17 protein-coding genes and 4 pseudogenes are annotated in these 20,390 nt (G+C 60.6%); 7 read left to right on the top strand and 14 right to left on the bottom strand.

Annotated elements, in window-relative coordinates; translation table 11 throughout:
- Positions 1-111: 111 nt before the first annotated feature.
- Complete coding sequence (locus QMX96_RS22675) at positions 112-678, top strand: hypothetical protein (protein ID WP_123752480.1); 567 nt, start codon at positions 112-114, stop codon at positions 676-678.
- Between the two features lie 412 nt (positions 679-1,090).
- Positions 1,091-2,074 carry an LLM class oxidoreductase gene (locus QMX96_RS22670; RefSeq protein WP_043862986.1) on the top strand — a complete coding sequence of 328 codons (984 nt, stop codon included), beginning with the start codon at positions 1,091-1,093 and terminating at the stop codon, positions 2,072-2,074.
- A 38-nt stretch (positions 2,075-2,112) separates the two neighbouring features.
- On the opposite strand, the pseudogene QMX96_RS22665 reads toward QMX96_RS22670, so the two are convergent.
- The 5 genes and pseudogenes from QMX96_RS22665 to QMX96_RS22645 form a co-directional block, all read right to left on the bottom strand.
- Positions 2,113-2,295: pseudogene (locus tag QMX96_RS22665) on the bottom strand (potassium transporter); the annotation flags it as partial.
- Between the two features lie 194 nt (positions 2,296-2,489).
- Complete coding sequence (locus tag QMX96_RS22660; RefSeq protein ID WP_043862987.1) at positions 2,490-2,792, bottom strand: hypothetical protein; 303 nt, start codon at positions 2,790-2,792, stop codon at positions 2,490-2,492.
- 228 nt (positions 2,793-3,020) lie between these two features.
- A complete protein-coding gene (locus QMX96_RS22655) occupies positions 3,021-4,121 on the bottom strand; it encodes a low temperature requirement protein A (RefSeq protein WP_282362481.1) in 1,101 nt (366 codons plus the stop codon).
- A 98-nt stretch (positions 4,122-4,219) separates the two neighbouring features.
- Positions 4,220-4,759, bottom strand: a complete 540-nt coding sequence (locus QMX96_RS22650) for a thioredoxin domain-containing protein (RefSeq protein WP_012051936.1) — start codon at positions 4,757-4,759, stop codon at positions 4,220-4,222.
- Between the two features lie 11 nt (positions 4,760-4,770).
- Positions 4,771-5,313 (bottom strand): redoxin domain-containing protein, encoded by a 543-nt coding sequence (locus tag QMX96_RS22645; protein WP_043862990.1) that lies wholly within the window; start codon positions 5,311-5,313, stop codon positions 4,771-4,773.
- Positions 5,314-5,823: 510 nt separating this feature from the next.
- Between QMX96_RS22645 and QMX96_RS22640 the strand changes: the two are divergent.
- Both QMX96_RS22640 and QMX96_RS22635 read left to right on the top strand, forming a co-directional pair.
- Positions 5,824-5,994, top strand: a pseudogene (locus QMX96_RS22640) (FAD-dependent oxidoreductase); the annotation flags it as partial.
- Between the two features lie 18 nt (positions 5,995-6,012).
- Positions 6,013-6,378 (top strand): annotated as a pseudogene (locus QMX96_RS22635) (GNAT family N-acetyltransferase); the annotation flags it as partial.
- A 143-nt stretch (positions 6,379-6,521) separates the two neighbouring features.
- Here QMX96_RS22635 and QMX96_RS22630 read toward each other — a convergent pair.
- Positions 6,522-7,478 carry a LysR family transcriptional regulator gene (locus QMX96_RS22630; RefSeq protein ID WP_078480192.1) on the bottom strand — a complete coding sequence of 319 codons (957 nt, stop codon included), beginning with the start codon at positions 7,476-7,478 and terminating at the stop codon, positions 6,522-6,524.
- Between the two features lie 41 nt (positions 7,479-7,519).
- On the opposite strand from QMX96_RS22630, the gene QMX96_RS22625 reads away from it, so the two are divergent.
- Positions 7,520-7,951, top strand: a complete 432-nt coding sequence (locus tag QMX96_RS22625) for a GFA family protein (RefSeq protein ID WP_282362480.1) — start codon at positions 7,520-7,522, stop codon at positions 7,949-7,951.
- A 411-nt stretch (positions 7,952-8,362) separates the two neighbouring features.
- The gene (locus tag QMX96_RS22620) at positions 8,363-8,671 is read left to right on the top strand and encodes a DUF3077 domain-containing protein (RefSeq protein WP_229589279.1); all 309 of its coding nucleotides are present in this window, start codon (positions 8,363-8,365) and stop codon (positions 8,669-8,671) included.
- Between the two features lie 126 nt (positions 8,672-8,797).
- Here the strand turns inward: QMX96_RS22620 and QMX96_RS22615 are convergent, their stop codons facing one another.
- Positions 8,798-9,766 (bottom strand): AraC family transcriptional regulator, encoded by a 969-nt coding sequence (locus QMX96_RS22615; protein WP_043862992.1) that lies wholly within the window; start codon positions 9,764-9,766, stop codon positions 8,798-8,800.
- 103 nt (positions 9,767-9,869) lie between these two features.
- Here QMX96_RS22615 and QMX96_RS22610 point away from each other — a divergent pair, with 103 nt between their 5' ends.
- Positions 9,870-11,117, top strand: a complete 1,248-nt coding sequence (locus tag QMX96_RS22610; protein ID WP_282362479.1) for an MFS transporter — start codon at positions 9,870-9,872, stop codon at positions 11,115-11,117.
- A 94-nt stretch (positions 11,118-11,211) separates the two neighbouring features.
- Here QMX96_RS22610 and QMX96_RS22605 read toward each other — a convergent pair whose 3' ends face one another.
- The 7 genes and pseudogenes from QMX96_RS22605 to QMX96_RS22575 form a co-directional block, all read right to left on the bottom strand.
- Positions 11,212-11,601 (bottom strand): hypothetical protein, encoded by a 390-nt coding sequence (locus tag QMX96_RS22605; protein WP_282362478.1) that lies wholly within the window; start codon positions 11,599-11,601, stop codon positions 11,212-11,214.
- A 128-nt stretch (positions 11,602-11,729) separates the two neighbouring features.
- Positions 11,730-12,596, bottom strand: coding sequence for a transporter (locus QMX96_RS22600; protein ID WP_043862995.1), 867 nt, complete (start codon positions 12,594-12,596; stop codon positions 11,730-11,732).
- A gap of 88 nt (positions 12,597-12,684) precedes the next feature.
- Positions 12,685-14,778: a PQQ-dependent dehydrogenase, methanol/ethanol family gene (locus QMX96_RS22595; protein WP_054915430.1), complete on the bottom strand. Its 2,094-nt coding sequence runs from the start codon at positions 14,776-14,778 to the stop codon at positions 12,685-12,687.
- Positions 14,779-15,013: 235 nt separating this feature from the next.
- Positions 15,014-17,068, bottom strand: coding sequence for a phenylacetic acid degradation bifunctional protein PaaZ (gene paaZ, locus QMX96_RS22590; protein ID WP_104573053.1), 2,055 nt, complete (start codon positions 17,066-17,068; stop codon positions 15,014-15,016).
- Positions 17,069-17,100: 32 nt separating this feature from the next.
- Positions 17,101-18,342, bottom strand: a complete 1,242-nt coding sequence (locus QMX96_RS22585; protein ID WP_043862998.1) for an OprD family porin — start codon at positions 18,340-18,342, stop codon at positions 17,101-17,103.
- Between the two features lie 31 nt (positions 18,343-18,373).
- Positions 18,374-19,936 (bottom strand): annotated as a pseudogene (locus QMX96_RS22580) (cation acetate symporter); the annotation flags it as partial.
- The gene (locus tag QMX96_RS22575; RefSeq protein ID WP_043863000.1) at positions 19,933-20,241 is read right to left on the bottom strand and encodes a DUF485 domain-containing protein; all 309 of its coding nucleotides are present in this window, start codon (positions 20,239-20,241) and stop codon (positions 19,933-19,935) included. The gene QMX96_RS22575 and the pseudogene QMX96_RS22580, both read right to left, overlap by 4 nt.
- Positions 20,242-20,390: the final 149 nt, after the last annotated feature.

Here is a 20,390-nt window from a genome sequence, read left to right as displayed (position 1 = left end):
GCTGCCACACGTAGACTGAATAGATGTCAACCCTGACCCTATTCGCCGTCATCGAACCGCTGGGGTAAGCTTCGCGCCAGAGGCTTTACCCACCAAGGAGAATAAACGGCGATGGGCTTGTTCAGTCGATTGTTCGGCGATCGCTTCACACAACCCCCACCCGATGAACCAAGGTTGAGCGATGCCGCGATTATGCGTGAGCTTTATCCATTCGGTGCGCAACTGAAAACGTTCACCCAGGCCCTGTTGGCGCGGCTGCCTGAAAAGGAACGTGCGCGTCTCGTGAGAAGGGTGTCGCGCTATTACAACCTAGGTGAAGACCCGGCCACCGCGTTGGTCAGTGGTCTTTTGGACGCTGATAAAGGCCAGTTACTCAATAATCTGGTTCTAATGGCCGTGGACGTGCACGGCTTCGATGATTTCAAGTACCTGGCACCGAAACTGATTGAAGCCAGCGGCATTGACCAGATTTATGCCTACAAGCTGGAAGAGACGCCATCACTGATGCAAGTGCTGATCGATTTCGATCAATGGCTGACCGGGTTCGGGAAGCGCTTTCTGCATGTGGATACAGGCGGCGCCGATTATGTGGGTTGCATCATTGAGCAAGATTGCGTCGAAAACCTGATCTCGCTGGCTAAGCAGGCTGGCATCGACGCACGGCTCGATCCCTTTTGAGACACGTTGGCTGACCGCTATCGGCCAATAGCGGCCGTTCTGGAATGGCAGGAAACGACCGATAACTGCCTTCGATACGCGACTTTCGCCCACCAGCGGCCCGATTGTAAGAATATGGCGGAGAGCTGCAAAACCGCCTACGCTTATAGAATGATTCCTCGAACGCCTTGCCCATCTGGTGGTATAGAGCCGAGAGATCTGACTTCCTTTGACCGTCCGCTTAACACCCACCCGGACCAACCCGCGCCTATCGCCAGCAACTGCCCCCTGAGTCCGGTCCACACGACCAGCAGTACGGCGCAACGGGTAAAAGCCAGACCCAGTCCCCCCACCTGCCGTTCAAAAGTTACCGATGCCGCAGCACCTCTGGAAACGGGGGCGCTGTTCACGTTCTGCCATGAGGTCAATCCGTATGTATCGGCCGAGCACGATTCCTTACCAGCAGCATCGAGGGTTCAGCCGAACCTTCACTCAGGGGCATTTGAGCCTTGGATTATTCTTTCCCATGGAGGCGTTCGACGGGGACACTCCGAGCATGCTCAACCAGGTCACACTGGCTAAACAAGCCGAGGCGCTGGGCTTCTGCGCGCTCTGGTTTCGCGACGTGCCGCTTCGCGACCCTGGCTTCGGCGATGTCGGCCAAGTCTTCGACCCCTGGGTTTACCTGGGTTATATGGCCGCCCATACCTCGGAGATTGCACTTGGCACCGCCTCCATCGCCATCCCGCTGCACCATCCCCTGCACACGGCCAAGGCGTCTGCCAGCGTAGATCAGTTGAGCACTGGTCGCTTGATTCTGGGGGTTGCTTCGGGAGATCGGCCAGTGGAGTTTTCGGCATTTGGCGTCGATCCCGAAAGGCGTGGAGAGATCTTTCGAGAACACTACGAAGTGATTCGCCGCGCCCACAGCACCAGTTTTGAGCCCATCCACTGGAGCACTGGTGAAATGCAAGGCGCAGACCTGATTCCGAAACCGACCACCCAATTCATTCCAATGCTCGTGACCGGCAACAGTCGCCAGTCACTGGATTGGATCGCGCGTGAGAGCAACGGATGGATCAACTATCCACGCATTCCGAACATGCAGCGGCTGGTCGTGGAAGATTGGCGACTGGAGGTCACGAAACAATGTGGTTCTGTGTATAAGCCCTTTACTCAGTCGCTGTACATCGATCTCGATGAGAATCCGTCAACGCCACCCACACGTATCCATTTGGGGTTCAGACTTGGACGTTACCATCTACGTTTTTTGCTGGAGTCGCTTGAGGAAATCGGCGTGGACCACGTCATTCTCAATCTCAAATACGGCAAGCGCCCTGCGGTGGAAGTTATTGAGGAATTGGGTACGCACATCGTTGCGCAGTTCGGAGTGCAGCCGCGTCAGGCAGCTCATTGAACATCGGTCACTGCTACGCCGACGAATGCTCACTTGACGAAACCATAAGGTGTCACGGCGCGGATGACCTCCGGTTCTATATCAATGATGGAGATCTTCGCGCCATGAGCGACCGGTGCCCGGCAAACAATCTACCCTACCCAGCCTAAACCCGTGATGAGCACGTTGCCTTGCAGATTCTGTGCGGCTTCCACGCCGTCCCTGGACACGATTTGCGCGCGTATCCTTTCACTTATACCGAGCGCGCAAGCATGGCATGAATCCTGGACACGGCACTTTAGCCATGACATTTATCTTCAATACAAGTGTTTTGATTGATCACCGCCCGGAACAGCAGCAGGCCCAGGCTATCCTGATTTTCACAAAATACATCGTGGGCCTCCCAGTACTGACTGGAGCTTCCTATTGGGTTTGCTTAGCTGGGTAGCTTGGCCGCAAGGACGTCAACCTTCTCGATTGATGGCGGTTCGGCAAATAGCTCGGCAGCGTTTGCCATAAGCGCCGCCGCGACCTTGCCCGAAAGATGAGCCTGCCGGCCCGCTTCATCCGGGAATGCGTCAAAGATGCCAAAGGTGGACGGCCCCAAGCGGATTCCAAACCAGGCTGTAGTGGCTGGCTCCTCCTCCACTAACCGAAGGCCACCCAAAAGAAAGCTCTCTACATCCTTTTCTTTCCCGGGTTTTGCTTTTAGGCGAACGAACAACGCTACTTTGACCATGATGTGGCTCCTGTTGTTACGATGCGGCTGGCGCTATCAGATCGCGATAGCTAAGAGGGGCATCCGAGACTCTTAACTATGGTCGACGATACCAGGATTACAAACCCAAATAGACCAAGGGTAGCGGCGAGTAGCGCACGAGCAGTGAGAACGACGTAGTGGGCAGCATGTAACCGCAAGTCAGCCACTTGCTCACTTGGTCCCACCCTCTGGTCTGATAATGATGATTCAACGATATCTGAAATTTAGAAAAACATAAGAGATCATGGTTGCTGTCAGGCCGACCAATATGTACTCGACGCGGGGTAAAAACACGACTAACCCGCCCAAAGAAAACACTATCAACGTGTTTTGTAGGATGTATTTCCTTATTCTACTCACGGCTATGAAATAGCCATATTGCTTACCTAGGAAAAACAAGGCCATGCCGGTGATCGACATAATCTGGAAATCGCGTATCGCAATGTCGTTCAGGATCGCATGCCTAATCAAATTTGCCAGAAGTGCCAGCCCCATAAAAAGAAAAAGGTGCGAGTAGATTAAGGCGTGCCCACTCATCCTGCTTTGATGTTTGTTCAGCAAGTAAAAACTATCAAAATAGATCCACCAGATACTGCAAATCATGATAAATCCGGTGATGGCCGCCATCACATTATAATAACCCCATTGAATGTTAGATAAGCCTCCGGAAAGGCTAATAATTGACTCCCCCAATAAGATTAGGGTGAGTAGGCCTATGCGCTCAACCAAGTGCTCTGTGTGTGCTGGCAACGGTTTTAGTTTAGTCCAGAAAAATACAGGAAACAGAATATCAAGAACAATCCCAATATAAGCAACAAGGTAACGCAAGGGCGGGTCAAAAATAACGGATGAAAGGCTAATAACTGCGCTAACTAATAGGGCGAAGCCAAGCCTTGAGGAAAGCTCGCCGCGAGAATCGAGTTTACTAACGGATGAAATATACATAACACTGATGATTGCACGTATACCAGAATAGCAGACAATAATGAGCGGGTAGTTCACTTCCAAGTCTTCCCCGATCCGTGCCGATAGCACAATGAGCAGGAGCATTATGAATAATGTTGCCAAACGGTGAAGATTGCTGTCTGTATCGAACCTGTTGGAATAAATCGTGTGACTGGACCAGATCCACCACAACGGCACAAAAAGCAGTAAGAATGTCCATAATTGCTTATGTTCAAAGTGCCCATCATGAACATGTCCGAGAGTGTGCGTAACTTGACCTATCGTAACAACGAAAGTCAGGTCAAAAAACAACTCCAACCATGTGGCGTGTCGATTTCCTTCATAATACTTCAAAGATTTCATTAGTTGCCGGCTCCGTGCCCACCTCTTTAATGTAAAAGGAAGCTAACGTTGGATTTTCCCCGGCTCCGATGTGGGTGATGCCAAGCCGATTTGGCTCTCTAGCGATTTCGTCCACGCACTAACAAAAGCTCAATCATCTGACTCATCCCGATGAACTCTGGAACTCCGTCATACCGAAGCCCGTCAATGTAAAACGCTGGGGTGCCATTCACGCCGCTGCGTACACCGCCATTGAAATCGGCTTGTATTTTGGGAATGTAAGTATCCTCTTGCATTGCAAGATCGAATTCCTCCCTGGAAAGGCCGTGTTTGAGAACGATGGCGCGATACAGCGGCAGGCCCAATCGATCCTGATTTTCGTACAATCCGTCGTGGGCCTCCCAGAAGAATCCTCGACTCCCGGCATACTCAGCGGTGACCGCTGCACCCAATGCATGGGGGTGAGCGGTGGTCAGAGGGAAGTTACGGAACACAAACAGCAAGTCATCGCGAAAATGCTGTTGCAGATTCTTGACCATCCAATAAGCTTCACCGCAATAGGGACATTCATAGTCGCCAAATTCGACCAAGGTGACCTTGGCATGCGCACTTCCCTGGCGATGGTCGTCGGCACTTACCGGGACTTTGAGAGTGGCCATCTAATCACCTGTTAATTTTTGGTTGGCGTGCTTTGTGGCGAATTCGCCAAAGCATCCAGCGCATCCAGAATACCGTCCGCACCCGGGTTGATTGCCATCGGGGAGACGTAGCTCCAGGCAACCATCCCGTCCTTGTCAATCACGAACAGCGCACGCTTACAAACCCCGAGCTGGGACTCGTACGCTCCATACTGTCGTGCCACAGCCCCTTTGGGCTCGAAATCGGCCAGCAGGCTGAAGTGAAAATTCCGATCTTTGGCAAAGGCCTGATGACACCAGGCGCTGTCAACCGAGATACCCAGTAGCGCCGCACCGTATTCTCTGAATGTGGGTAGCAACTGGTTGTACAAAGTCAGTTGGTCACCACACACCGAAGTCCAGTCAGCGGGATAAAACGCCAATATCACGGTATTTCCCTTTAGCTCACGCAGCGACAACTGTTGATCAGGGGTTGCTTGAAGAGTGAAGTCGGGCGCGACAGTGCCGGCCGGCAGCGGCCCCTGAACCCGGTCGCCATTGGTTTTTTGTGCATCATCGAACTCTAAAGTATTCATAGCTTGAACCTTGATAGATGGGTGGTTGGGACGTGCTCAGTGGGATGCGACGTGCCCGGCGGGATAACTCCATCCACCATCAAGGGGTTCAAAAAAAGACAACGCTACCTCGATCTCAGCCTGAGCCTGAGTGATTTCGGCAGCGAAACGTTCACGTTCCGCATCAAGGAACACAAGAAGATCCGCCGTGTAATCGCGGAATTGGATTAGGCCAGGTTGGCAGGGGAATGGTCAGATTCGCTCTGGCTCACCAATGACTATAGTCGTTGATGACGCTTACCGTAGTAGCTGAACGATTTTTCGCTACCCTCCAGTGCCAACAACACTCACGCGCTTATCTTGCTGCCATTTCAGGCGGCGTTTTAACACGATGATTTTGGCAGCTATTTCGCCACTTCAGACAAATTTACATCTGCTTTCTGGACGACAACTGCTGCCCCTTACGACAAGCAGAAATCGACCAGAGGCAGACACTGAAACCGCCTTCAGGTCTACAGAATGAAGGTTGCTATGGGAAATGCTCTGGACAAACGAGTCGTTGTCATTAGTGCCGGCATCGTGGGCGCTTCGCTGGCGTAACACCTGGCTGATAAAGGCGCGAATATCACCTTGGTTGAGGCTGAAGGTATCGCGTCGGGAGTGTTTGGAGATTCACTCGCATGGAGCAACATCCTATACGGATAACGTGACCCCATTGCAGCGGAAATCGTCGCCAACTACCTTCGTGAGTTCGACCCGTCCTGCGAGCGATGCTGGATCGCGGAAAAAGAGGGCACAGTTATCGGTTCGGTCTTTGTCGTCAAACATGACCAGACGACCGCCAAGCTGCGGATGCTCTACGTTGACGCGAGCGCCAGGGGCATGGGAATCGGCAATCGGTTGCTGGAAGAGAGTATTCGGTTTGCGCGGCTCGCGGGCTACAAGCACATGATCCTCTGGACAACCAGTGTGCTTGTCGATGCCCGAAAGCTCTATCAGAAAGCAGGTTTCCATTTGGTCGAAGAAGAACAGGTACACAGCTTCGGAAAAGACCTCGTCAGCCAGACTTGGGCTCGGGAACTGTAAGTGTCGGGAGCACTGGCCGCGAGGGATCGAAATCTGCCAGTGCTGAACGGCTGCAATGGGTCGGGAGCGGTCAGTCCGGAGCGGCGGCTTTCGACCCATTGCAGCCGTTTAGACAAAGCAGTGGATGCCACGACCTACGCTGCTCACTGATCGGCTAAGCATAGATACTGATGTAACTGCTCTCCAAGAACCTCGAACGCCTGAGCGATCCTGTTAATTTTGCGCAGGTCATTGTGCATTGCGATCCACACCTCAACCTCAAAGCCAAAATCGTGTGGTAGCACATGTACCAGTCGGTGCGATTTTGCGATTTGAGTCGGGCAGAGCCCGAAGCCTAAGCCCGCTCTCAGAGCGGCCAGCTGAGCAAGGTGATGATCAGAGGCAATGGCGAAATGCTGGTCGGCATCGCACAGACCAGAGTCGATAAACCGACGCAAATCCGCTGAGCGTCTGTCTGGCCCGATCAGCGGTCGCTGGCGCAGCGACAGCAGGGAGGTTGGGTTACCGTAGCGCTCCAGGCACCCGGCACTGGCATGGATGCCAATCTGCAAACTGCCGACACGCCGCACCGTGATATCCGCTTCATTGGGCCGCATCAGCCGCACCGCAATATCCGATTGCAGCCTGGCGATGTCTTCAAGGGCATCGCTTATGCTCAGCTCAAGTTTGAGTCCGACGTGTTCGTAATGGAAAGGGCGCAGCAGGTCGGGCAAGACTTCGACGCCAAGCAACTCGCCACAGGTCAGCCGGACTGTACCGTGATCCATCGACGCTTCAGAGCTGGCCATGCGGTTGAAGGTTTGCGCGGCCAGATCCATGGCCTCCACATGTTCGATCAGGCGCTGCGCTCCGGCAGTAGGCGTCAGTCCTTGAGGTGTGCGGGTGAACAGACTCACACCGAGAGCGTGTTCAAGACAGTCGAGGCGCCGGCGCGCAGTGGCCTGGGCGATACCCAGCAGCTTCGCCGCGCCGCTCAGGCTACCAGAGCGCAACACGGCGAGAAATACACGCTGGCTTTCCCATTCAATACCGCTCATACATTCTTGGCCAACAGTTGCTCCTAATTTGATCTTCTGCCAGAGCCCGTGAAAAGCGATCATTCGCCCACATTTTTCCGGGCGTCATTGTAAGGAACTAACGCATGAGAATCACCGGTCAGTGCCGATGTGGGCAAGTCACCCTTGAGATCGTGGCGCGGCAATTGCCGCCGCTGTATGCCTGCCACTGTTTGAACTGCCAGCGCTGGAGCGGCAGTGCGTTTGGTCTGCACATGCTGAGCGCGGCTTCGGCTGTTCAGGTGTCTGGCGAAACGGCGATCTTTGAGCATGAACACCAAGGTCAAACGTCTACCCAACATGCCTGCGGTACATGTCATACCCGGCTGTTCAACGAGACGACGGCAGCACCCGGCATGCGAGTGGTACGGGCCGGCATCCTGGAAAGGGCTGAGCGCTTCGAGCCGGTTGCGCATATCTGGACTCGGCGCAAGCAGCCATGGCTGGTGCTGCCGGGAGCAATCGCACAATGGCAGGAGAGCCCCACGCCAGAAGCATTTGCCGCCGCATTAGGGTAAGAGCTTGCTCTTCCATAAGTGAAGATGTCGCTCGCCGAGCGGCAAATTATCAGGGTTGACTACGTCCGCTTTGGGTCGTAAGCGGTCTTTCACCCAAGACCGCATACGGCCAGAATCTCTAGCTGCCGCAACAGACTGCAACGTATTGGTCAGCCTCAAGCGCAGGCCGCTCTGCGCGCCTCAAACCTTTGAATTCAAAAGCAAGCCAGATCGTCAAAATGAATGCATCAGCACTCAGACGGTAACGCCTCCTCCTTCCCTCTGCCAGAAACTTGAATCCCCACCTCAACCCCTTTAACCTTGCCCGGTCGCTGTAAACCCAGCGTCCAGGTTTGGTCACCTGAAATAAATCAAGGCGCAAAAAGCGCCGAATCCGAATCAGGGTCGGCTCCACTAATCAAGGAGCACCACATGGCTAAGTTCGTCCCGAATCCCCCACTCCCCAACACCCCGCGCAAACCCGCCTACACCTCCTTCGGCTGTTGCCACGGCGACCACCCTCCCCTGTTTTCCGTGCGCGAAGACATCAAGCTCGAAGATGCGCTGGTCTACCTGTCGATCATGATCCAGTGTGCAAGGGACACCACCGCACAAGCCTGCGAACGCGCCGATGAGCAGTTCAAAAGCCTGCTGATGGCCTCGCAACATTCGCTGGAATTGAGCAACGCATTGATCGAGTCGGTGCTTGATGGCATGGAGGCGAAAGCGGTCAGTAGTTGATGACGCAACACACGGGCCGCACACGCGGCCTATCGAAAGCAAAGAGGTGCGAGCGACCGCGTTCGGCCTTGTCTCAAATAGTGCCAAGGCCGCCCAAGATGGCCCACTCGCCCATCCCACTCAGCTTCAGACGGCAGCCGACTGCCTTAACCTGCGACTCAACCCAGGCGTCTTACCCGTAACACGCTTGAACGCCCGACTGAACGCCGCCTGAGACGTATAGCCCAAACGCTGCGCGACCTCTTCAATCGGCAACCTTTCCAGCGTCAGCCACTGGCTGGCAAGCCGCATTCGCACTTCGGTGACGTAGCGCAGCGGGGTCATGCCAATCGTCAATTGAAAACGCTCCGCAAAGACCGAGCGGGACGTATTGCATTGCTCCGCCAACTGCTCGACGGTCCAGTCGCGGCCCGGCTGTTGATGCAGCGCCAGCAGTGCACCAGCCAGGCGCGGATCGCGCAGGGCGGCAACCAGGCCAGAGGCGTTACCGCAGGCGCACTCGACCCAACCTCGAACGACCATGGCGGCGACCACGTCGGCCAACCGCGCGAGGATGCCGGCGAAGCCGATGCGTGCGGCGCTGACCTCGCGCTCCATGGTGGTGAGAATCGGCACCAGCCCGGGGTAACGCTGGCCGCCGGCATCAATCAGCATCAGGCCCGGCATCAGCTTGCCAAGGCCATGCAGGCTGCCCAATTCGAACTCCATGCAGCCACTGAACAAAAGCGTGGTCGGCATGGCACCGACATCGGTTCCGGTGTCCACCGCGCTGACGGCGTCGCCCAGCGGCTCGCCGTCCAGAAGGTCGATTTGCTGCACGGGCACGTGTGTATCCGAGAGCAATTGATGGGCCGCGCCATGGGAGATGAAGACGGCGTTGCCGGCGCACAGCGCATAGGTTGTGCCGTCTTCCATGCGCAGCACCGCGTTGCCGACCGCCAGGAAGTGAAACCAGGCATGCCCGGGTTTGGCAGCGAAGCCCAAGCCGAAGGCCGGGCCCGCCTGGATACGCCGGTAGTCGACACCGCGCAGGCGCATGCCGCGCAACAGCTCGTTGATGAGATCGGAAGAGAAGGCAGAGGGGTCCGTCGGCATGATTCAGGTGTTCTGGTCAAAAAATCGAGTTTTTCGATCATAGATCATCCGGATTCTCGCGCCTAGACTGCGGGTCGCAATTGAAGATTGGGAGATCCGTGCAATGACTGACCTTGTTTGCAATGCCGTACCCGACAGCCGTCCCGGCGCCGGGCCGGATGCAGAACCTGCAACCCCCGCGTGGATGGCCGTGTTCTCGCTGGCCATGGGCGTGTTCGGCTTGCTGACCGCGGAGTACCTTCCGGCCAGCCTGTTGACGCCAATGGCGACCGAGCTGGGGGTATCCGAAGCGCTGGCTGGCCAGGCGGTAACGGTGACAGCCGTGGTGGCGCTGTTCGCCGGCCTGTTGGTGCCAGGCCTGACTCGCAGCATCGATCGCCGCTGGGTGTTGCTGGGTTTTTCCACGTTGATGATCGCGTCCAATCTGTTGGTCGCCGTTTCCTCCAGTTTCGCGGTGCTGTTGCTGATGCGTATCTTGCTGGGCATCGCGCTTGGCGGGTTCTGGAGCATGGCGGCGGCGGTGGCGATGCGTCTGGTGCCGGGGGCGTTGTTGCCGCGAGCGCTCTCGATCATTTTCAGTGGCATCGCCGTCGGGACGGTGGTTGCGGTTCCGCTGGGTAGTTATCTGGGCGGGCTATATGGCTGGCGCAGCGCGTTCTTTGCAGCGGCGGCGGTGGGGGTGGTGACCCTGGCGTTCCAGTCAATCACGCTGCCGAGCCTTGCGCCGCGCCGCCCGGCACGCCTGCGCACGGTGCTTGAAGTATTGCTGCGCCCAGGCATTGCCATGGGGATGTTCGGTTGTGTGCTGGTGCACAGCGGCCACTTCGCGATGTTCACGTATGTTCGGCCATTTCTCGAAGGCACGACCGGCATTGGCCCGCAGGGGCTGTCGCTGATGCTGCTGGGTTTTGGTGTGGCGAACTTTGTCGGCACCCTGGTGGCCGGGTGGATGCTTGCTCGCCACCCGTTGGCCACCCTGGTGTCGATGCCGGCGCTGGTGGGCGTTGCGGCACTGGCGCTGGTCCTGTTGCCGGCGTCGGTGCCAGGGCAGGCCGTACTGCTGGCGGTGTGGGGCCTGGCCTTTGGCGGTGTGCCGGTGGCGTGGTCGAACTGGGTCGCCAACGCGGTCCCTGACCAGGCGGAAAGCGCCGGGGGCATGGTGGTAGCGTCGGTACAGTCGGCCATCGCCACAGGCGCAGCCGCGGGTGGGGCAATGTTCAGCCTCGGTGGCAGCGCAGGCGTATTCGTGGCGGCGGCCGTGCTGATGCTGCTGGCCGCGGTGCTGATTGCACTGCGGGTGCGAGTTCCTTCGGTAGAGGCCGCTGTGCTGAACCGGTCGGCGCGCCACTGATGATTCAGCTCTGCGACGCGATCCGCGATAGCGCCTTGCGCGCCGCCCTCCCCTTGGTCGATACACGCCAGGCGACACGGCAGCGAAGAGTCGGTCAGCGGCCCTGGGGGCTATCTGCGAGCCAGTAATAGTCTGGCCAGTAAGGCCAGACATGGCGGTCGCGATGCACATGCTTGAGCGACAGGGTCTGGCCCGGGTGAAAGTGATCAGCCGGGTACTGACCTGACAACAGCACGGTGCGCGTTGTTGCGATCAGCGACTGGCAATAGTCACGCGTGGCTTTGTCGGCCCCCAGCACCTGACTGTGCGCAATTGAAAAGCCGAAGGCCGTCATCGGATGCCCGTCATTTTTCAGCCGGGTGAAGACAGGGGTCGGCTGCCGATACTCGGCAACGGGAACGATCTTGCCACCCAGTTGGCAGGCGAACTCCTGGGCCAACAGCGGTGGGCAGACAAGCAGCAGCAGGCACAGTTTGAGCTTCATGTTCACGTCACAGTTCAAGTGTCCGGCCCCGCGCGTGGCGACTGACAGGCCCAAGCCACGCAGTCTAAGCCCGGCCATGGCGTGTGACCACACCGGGTGCCCCTCACCCGGTGTGCGTCAGGCTCGCCTCAGTAGATATACGCCAACCTGAACTGCAGCGAATGGTCGGTCATGGGCCCCGAGCGCACGTCCACATCCCGCCAGTACTGCCCCATTACCTGCCACTGCTTGCCCAGCATGGTGGTCGCCGACAGGCCGACCGTGCCGTTGTTGTGGCTGGTTTCCAGGGTCTGCCCGTCCAGCGTCTCGCGCGAGCCCCAGTTGTGCCGGTACGACAGCGCCACCGAAGTGGCCGGGGTGAAGTTGTAGCGCAGGTGGTTGTGCAACTGGATCAGCGGGTCACGGTGCGCACCGGTGTCGCGCTGCTCCTGGTAGAACTCGGTCTCGGCGATCACGTCCCACGTCCAGCGCTCGTTGAAGCCGTGCACATAGCCCACCTGGAAGTCCGCCGCCCAGCGGTTGCCGCTCAGGGCAAAGCCCTGGTTCTTGTCGGCGCCGGTGGGCGCGGTGACGAACAGCGACCAGCCCAGGTGGCGGTTGCGCTCCATGTCGGCCAGGCTCCACACCGTGGCGCCGAAGGTGATATCGCCCAGGCCGCTGTTCTTCTGGCCGGTGGCGCCGATTTCCTGATGGCCGTAGGGGATGATGATCTGCGGGTCCCAGATCAGGCCGGTGTTGAAGAACTCGGTGAAGTGCACCAGACGCAGCACGCCCACGGTCAGGTCCAGGTCGAGGTTGTCGGCGGCGCGCTTGCCGCCCATGTACGAGCGGTCGATACGCGGGTTCTGCTGGTACAGCAAGGCCAGGTCGGTGCCCGGTGGCAGCGCGGCATAGTCGCCGGAGTCGGGGCGTACATCGGCCAGCGCGGGGCTGGCGCACAGGGCAAGGAACAGCGAGCACGGCAATGCGCCGCCTTTGTGCAAAAGCGCTTTCATGGGGGTCACCTGTCTACCGGTTAATTGTTATTGGAACGGGTTGAGGCTGCCCCGCTCGCACGCCTGGCGAGCGGGGTCGAGGGGTGGCTTACTGCGCCGCAGTGGCGTCGGCGGCGGCGCGCAGGTCAAGGCTGCGCTTGATGATGTATTGCTGGATCAGTTGCATCTGCGGCATGTCCAGCACCCCGGCAAAGCTCGGCATGCCCTTGCTCATGAACGCACCGCTGACGATGCCGACGAAGGCCTGGTGCTTGTCCGGGCTCAGGTAGCGCAGGTCGGGGATCACCCCGCCGCTGGCGGCGTTGAGGCCGTGGCAGGCACCGCACATGCCGTTGAACAGGGTGCGGCCCTGGGCGATTTCATCCGCCGAGGCGGTCAGCGCGGGCACTTGCGGTGGCAGCACCGGCGCCTTGCGCGGCGGCGGCAGTTCGCCCTTGGCGCCGAGCTTGAACACCAGCACGCGGGACTCTGGCTGGACCTTGCCCTTGTCGGTCAGGCCGCCTGCGATCAGCGGCATGATGCCGCCCCAGCCGGCCATGAACGCCACGTACTGCTCGCCCTTGACCTCATAGGTGACCGGCCCGCCGAGCACGCCGGAGTTGGCGCGGTGCTCCCACAGCTGCTTGCCCTTGTCGGCGCTGAAGGCCATGACGCGGCCGTCCGAGGTGCCCTGGAACACCAGGTTGCCGGCGGTGCTGAGGGTGCCGCCGTTGCCGGACTCGACATAGTCGTGGGTCCAGGCGGCCTGCTGTTTGACCGGGTCCCAGGCAATCAGGTGGCCGCGCCAGGCGCTGCGGATCTGGTTGAACACTTTCGGGTCTTCCGGCAGGTCGGGCACGTCCAGGCCGAAGTTCACCACCGACTTGGTCGGCAGGAACAGTGGCTTGTCGGCGGCCTTGAGTTCGGCCACGGTGTCCTGGGCCGGAATGTACACATAGCCGGTGTTGGGGTTGTACGACATCGGGTGCCAGCTGTGGCCGCCGAGGAAGCTTGGCTGTATCACCTTCGGCGCCTTGGCGTAGTCGGCCTGGTCGGTGAGGATGGGGCGCCCGGTCTTGGGGTCCAGGCCGCTGGCCCAGTTCACCTGCACGAAGTTGTTGCCCGAGATGAACTCGCCGTTGGTGCGGTCGATCACGTAGAAGAAACCGTTCTTGGGTGCCTGCATCAGCACCTTGCGGGTCTTGCCGTCGATCTGGATGTCGGCCAGCACGATCTGCTGGGTGGCGGTGAAGTCCCAGCGATCGCCGGGCGTCACCTGGAAGTGCCACACGTATTCGCCGGTTTCCGGGCGCAGCGCGACGATCGACGACAGGTACAGGTTGTCGCCCTCGCCCTGGCTGCGGAACTGGTAGTTCCACGGCGAGCCGTTGCCGGTGCCCACGTACAGCAGGTCCAGCTCGGGGTCGTAGGACATCGAGTCCCAAACGGTGCCGCCACCGCCCCACTTGACCCAGCCATTGCCCTTCCAGGTTTTCATGGCCTTGGCCATGGCCTCGTTTTCCGGTGGCAGCGCCGGGTCGCCGGGCACGGTGAAGAAGCGCCAGGCCTGCTTGCCGGTATCGGCATCGTAGGCGGTGATATAGCCGCGCACGCCGAACTCGGCGCCGCCGTTGCCGATCAGCACCTTGCCTTTGACGATGCGCGGGGCGCCGGTGATGGTGTAGCTCTTGTTGGGGTCCAGAACGGTGTCGACGCTCCACACCTCCTTGCCGGTGGCCGCATCGAGGGCGATCAGGCGCCCATCGAAGCTGCCCACGTAGACCTTGCCCTGCCACACGGCCACACCGCGGTTGACCACGTCGCAGCAGCCCTGGCTGAGTTTTTCCATGGGGATCTTGGGGTCGTACTTCCACAGCGGCTTGCCGCTGGCGGCGTCGAAGGCATACACGATGCTGAAGGCACCGGTGGTGTACATCACGCCGTCGACCACGATGGGGGTGGCTTCGGTACCGCGATCGATGTCGAGCTTCTGCGTCCAGGCCAGGCCAAGCCCGGCGACGTTCTGGTCGTTGATGCGGGTCAGCGGGCTGAAGCGTTGTTCGTCGTAGGTACGCCCGTGGGCGAGCCAGTTGGCGGCGTCCTGGTTGGCGTTGAGCAGTCGGTTGGCGTCGATGTTGCCGGGCGTGCCGGCATGGGCGAGCGTTGACACGTAGAGCACGGCAAGCGGCATCAAGCGTTTCATTTTTTATTGTTATCCCGTTCTGGGTGGATCAATGAGTGGCGTGGCAGGCCATGACGGGATTAGAGCAAAGTCGGAGGGGGTAAAGCGCTTGCGTGTGTGCCAGGTATTTTTGTGTGCGTGCCATATTGCGGAGGCTGCTGCGTAGCCCATCGCGGGTCAAGCCCGCTCCCACAGGGATGGCGATAATCCTTGTGGGAGCGGGCTTGACCCGCGATCGAGCGCGCAGCGCTCGGCGTTACACCGGGCGCTTGAGCACCAGCGTCAGGATGTCGTAGCTGGCCACCAGCTCACCCAGCTGGTTGGTCACTTCCACATCCCACGCCACCACCCCTTGCGGCTGGCCCAGCGGGCTGGATTTGCCCTGGTCGATCTTGCGCTTGCAGGTCAGGCGCGCCTGGATGGTGTCGCCAATGCCCACCGGGCTGATGAAACGCAGGGTGTCCAGGCCATAGTTGGCCAGCACCGGCCCCTCGCCCGGCGACACGAACAGCCCCGCCGCAGCCGACAGCACGAAGTAGCCATGCGCAATGCGCTTGCCGAACTGCGACTGCCTGGCCGCAATGTCGTCGAAGTGCATGTAGAAATGATCCCCCGACAGGCAGCCGAAGTTCACCAGGTCCGCCTCGGTCACGGTACGCCGATGGGTCAGCAGCGACTCGCCGATGCGCAGCTCTTCGAAGTGACGACGGAACGGGTGCACCTCGCTCTCGTACACCTGGGCACCGCGCACATACTCGCCGGTCACCGCCATCAGCATGCTCGGCGAACCCTGCACTGCCGCACGCTGCAGGTAGTGCTTGACCGCCCGCAGCCCGCCCAGCTCTTCACCGCCACCGGCACGCCCAGGGCCACCGTGCTTGAGCTGCGGCAAAGGCGAACCGTGCCCGGTGGACTCCGCCGCCGCCTCGCTGTCGAGGATCAGCAACCGACCGTGCCAGGCCGCAGCCACCGGAATGGCCTTGGCTGCCACCTCGCGGTCGGCGGTCACCAGGCTGGCCACCAGGCTGCCCTTGCCGCGCGCGGCCAGTGCCAGCGCTTCGTCCAGGTCGTGGTAGGCCATCAGCGTGCTCACCGGGCCGAAGGCCTCGATGTCATGGGCACCGCCATCGGCGTGCGGGTCGCGTGCCTGCAGCAGGGTCGGCGCAAAGAACGCCCCTTCGCTCACGCCCTCGCCCCGTGGCTCGAAACCATCGCTGGCGCCGAACAACTGGTCGCAGCTCTGCAGCAGGCTGCGCACCCGCTCGCCCACGTCGCGCTGCTGGTCATGGGAAGCCAGCGCGCCCATGCGCACGCCCTCCACCGACGGGTCGCCCACCACCACCTTGCTCAGGCGCTCGCGCAGGCGCGTGGCCACGGCGTCCAGGTGCTTGGCCGGCACGATGGCGCGGCGGATGGCGGTGCACTTCTGCCCCGCCTTGGTGGTCATCTCGCGCACCACTTCCTTGATGTACAGGTCGAACTCGGCATCGTCCGGCTTCACGTCCGGGCCCAGGATCGCGCAGTTGAGCGAGTCGGCCTCGGCGGTGAACGGCACCGAGTGGCGGATCAGGTTCGGGGTCACACGCAACTTGGCCGCGGTATCGGCAGAACCGGTGAAGGTCACCACGTCCTGGCCTTGCAGGCGGTCGAGCAGGTCGCCGGTGCTGCCCACCACCAGTTGCAGGCTGCCGGCCGGCAGCAGGCCGGACTCATCCATCAGGCGCACCACCGCCTCGGTCAGGTAGCTGGTGGAGGTGGCTGGCTTGACGATGCACGGCATGCCGGCCAGAAAGGTCGGCGCGAACTTTTCGAGCATGCCCCAGATCGGGAAGTTGAACGCGTTGATGTGCACCGCAAGCCCCGCACGCGGCACCAGGATGTGGCTGCCGGCGAAGGTGCCCTGCTTGCCCAGCGGGATGGCCGGGCCTTCGTGCAGCAGGTTGCCCGAGGGCAGTTCGCGGCTGCCGATGCCGGCATAGGCGAACAGCGTGGCGTTGCCGCCCTCGATGTCGATCCAGCTGTCGGCGCGGGTCGCACCGCTGTGGTGGGACAGTGCGTAGAGCTGTTCCTTGCGCTCGGCCAGGTACAGCGCCAGGGCCTTGAGCCGCGCGGCACGCTGCTGGAAGTCCATCGCCATCAGGCTGCGCAGGCCCTCACGGCGCGCATGCTCGATGGCTTCGGCAAAGTCGGGCCGCTCTTCATGGCTGTACGCCAATACGTGCCCGTCCAGGGCGCTGCGCAGCGGCTGCGCGCCATGCTGGCCGAGCCAGCGGCCGGCGATGAAGCTTTGCAAGGTTGGGGCAACAGACATGAGGTGTCCTCCGGTTCTTTTAAGGGGCGCGCTTACCACAGCGCCAGGGTGTAGCCGATGATCAGGCGGTTCTCGTCCAGGCTGTTGGTCAAGCCGTTGCCTGAGCGGAAGGTGACGTTGCGCCAGCGCAGGCTGACGTTTTTCAACGGGCCGCTCTGCACCACGTAGGTGATGTCGGTGTCGCGTTCGCGCTCGCGGCCGTTGTCCACGGTCGCGGTCCTGGCATGACGCCCGTCGGTGTAGCGGGTCATGAAGCTCAGGCCCGGAATGCCCAGGGCGACGAAGTCGTAGTCGTAGCGCAGTTGCCAGGAGTCGAGCCCGGCGCGGGTGTAGGTGTTGTAGGTCACCAGGTTGACGGTGTACGGATCGCCGCCGTTGAGGAACGGGAAGGCGCTGTCGCCCGACATCTGCTGGAAGGTGGCACTGACCTTGTGCGCGCCGCTGGCCAGGGTGAACATGCCGTTGAAGTTGCGGTTGTCGATGCGCCCTGCCCGCTCGGCGCCGTCGCCACGGCTGTCGAAATAGCGCAGGTCGCTGCGCAGGCTAAGGCCCTCGCCCAGCGGTTGGGTGTGCACCAGGCCGACGAACTGCTGACGGTAGATCTGGTCGAGCTTGGCGTAGTAGTAGGTCAGGTTCAGTTGCGGGGTGAAGGCATAGGTGCCGCCACCAAAATCGAAGCGGTCGCTGCTGGCCGCGCCGTAGCCGATGTCGTCGCGGCTGGAGGAATCGCGCAGGTTGGCCTTGGTCAGCCGCCCGGCGTTGAACGTCAGGCCGTCGATCTCCTGGCTGGTCAGCAGGCCGCCCTGAAAGCTGGCGGCCAGCAGGCGGGTGTCGTTGTACACCACCACCGGCAGGATCGGCTGCAAGGTACCCAGGCGCAGCACGCTCTTTGAGGCGCGCAGCTTGGCGGTCAGGCCCAGCTCGCTGTAGTCGTCGGCCGGCTCCAGGCTGTCGGGCCCGAACGGCAGCAGCCCGGTGCCGCGCCGATCACGGCTGGAGTCGAGCTTGATGCCCAGTTGCCCCATCGCGTCGACGCCTACCCCGATCGGGCCATCGGTGAAGCCGGACTCGAACTTCACGGTAAAACCCTGGGCCCACTCCTCGGCCTTGGATTGCGGCGCGTTGCTCTGGCGAAAATCGCGGTTGATGTAGTGGTTGCGCAACTCGACCTTGGCATGGCTGTCGTCGATGAAGTCGGCCAGGGCCGGCGCGGCGACCAGGGGCAAGGCGAAGCCGGCCAGCAGCGAAGCCGGCATGAAGCGAATGTGGTTCATTATTTTTATACCCGACAATCGTTTTGGTTTATTAGTGTTTGCTTGCGCCTGCGGCACCGATGCCGGTCATCGAGCGGATGAACTGCGCCAGGTAGCGGCCGCGTTCCTGCGCCGCCCGCTCCGAGGTGTCGGTGACCGAGAACACCCAGGCGCCCAGGAACGCCAGGCTCATGGAGAACAGCGCCGGGTTGCTGTAGGGGAACAGCGCCGTTTCGTTGTGCAGCACGTTGACCCACACCGCCGGGCTGAGCACCAGCAGCACGATGGCCGAGACCAGCCCGCTCATGCTGCCGATCACCGCGCCACGGGTGGTCAGGCCCTTCCAGTACATCGAGAGGAACAGCACCGGGAAATTCACCGAGGCGGCAATCGCCAGCACCAGCCCGGACAGGAACGCGATGTTCTGCGACTCGAACATCAGGCCCAGGATGATCGCCAGCACGCCGATGGCCAGGGTGGCGATTCGCGACACGCGCATCTCTTGCTTCTCGGTGGCCTGGCCCTTGCGGATCACGCAGGCGTACAGGTCGTGGGACACCGCCGAGGCGCCGGACAACGCCAGCCCGGCCACCACCGCCAGGATGGTGGCGAAGGCCACGGCCGAGATGAAGCCCAGGAACAGGTTGCCGCCCACGGCCTGGGCCAGGTGCACGGCGATCATGTTGCCGCCGCCGATGATCGCGCCGTTGACGTCGCGGTAGCTTGCGTCGGTGCCGACCATCACGATGGCGCCGAAGCCCACCATGATCAGCAGCAGGTAGAAGTAGCCGATGAAGCCGGTGGCGTAGAACACGCTCTTGCGCGCTTGCTTGGCATCACTCACGGTGAAGAAGCGCATCAGGATATGCGGCAGCCCGGCGGTGCCGAACATCATGCCCAGGCCCAGGGAAATCGCGTCGATGGGGTTGGACAGCAGCCCGCCCGGGGCCATGATCGCGGTGCCCTTGGCGTGCACCTCGGTGGCGGCGCTGAACATCGCCTCGGTGCTGAAACCAAAGTGCTTGAGCACCATGAACGCCATGAAGCTGGTGCCCGAGAGCAGCAGCACGGCCTTGATGATCTGTACCCAGGTGGTGGCGAGCATGCCGCCGAAGGTCACGTAGAACACCATCAGCACGCCCACCAGCATCACCGCATACAGGTAGCTGATGCCGAACAGCAGCTCGATCAGCTTGCCGGCGCCGACCATCTGCGCCACCAGGTACATCAGTGCCACGGTCAGGGTGCCCAGGGCCGAGGTCAGGCGTACCGGGGTCTGGTCCAGGCGGTACGACACCACGTCGGCGAAGGTGTACTTGCCCAGGTTGCGCAGGCGCTCGGCAATCAGGAACAGGATGATCGGCCAGCCGGCCAGCACGCCCAGGGCGTACAGCAGGCCGTCGTAGCCGTTGAGGAACATCATCGCGGAAATGCCCAGGAACGAGGCGGCGCTGATCATGTCGCCGGCGATGGCCAGGCCGTTCTGAAAGCCGGTGAGGCCGCCGCCTGCGGTGTAGAAGTCACTGGCCGAACGGGTGCGCTGTGCGGCCCAGCGGGTGATGCCCAGGGTGAACACGACGAACAGCAGGAACATGCTGATGGCTGTCCAGTTCATTTCGCGCACTCCTGGCGGACCTTGTCGTTGAGCGGGTCGAGCACGTTGTTGGCGCGGTACACGTAGATCCCGGTGAGGCCGAAGGACACCAGCACCACCAGCACGCCGACCAGCATGCCGACGGTGGTCACGCCGCCGCTGAGCGATTGCCCCAGGGTGCTGGGGGAGAACGCCACCAGCAGCACGAAGCCGTAGTAGATGACCAGCATGGCCAGGGTCAGCGACCAGTTCAGGCGCTGCTTGCGCCGTACCAGTTGCTTGAAGTCGGGGTGCTTGCAGATGCTGTCGATGTCTTCGGGGGTCATTGGGGCGCTCTCTTGGTGTTGTTGTTTTAGTTTTCAGGGCACACAGGTGTTGCGGTGTTCAGGCGGGCCTCATCGCGGGTCAAGCCCGCTCCCACAGGGTCTGCACTCTCCTCAAGACCCGTGCTGTACCTGTGGGAGCGGGCTTGACC

It is taken from the genome of Pseudomonas sp. PS01300, from assembly GCF_029960155.1.
Taxonomy (GTDB): domain Bacteria; phylum Pseudomonadota; class Gammaproteobacteria; order Pseudomonadales; family Pseudomonadaceae; genus Aquipseudomonas; species Aquipseudomonas palmensis.
This window is presented reverse-complemented; position numbering and strand designations above follow the sequence as displayed.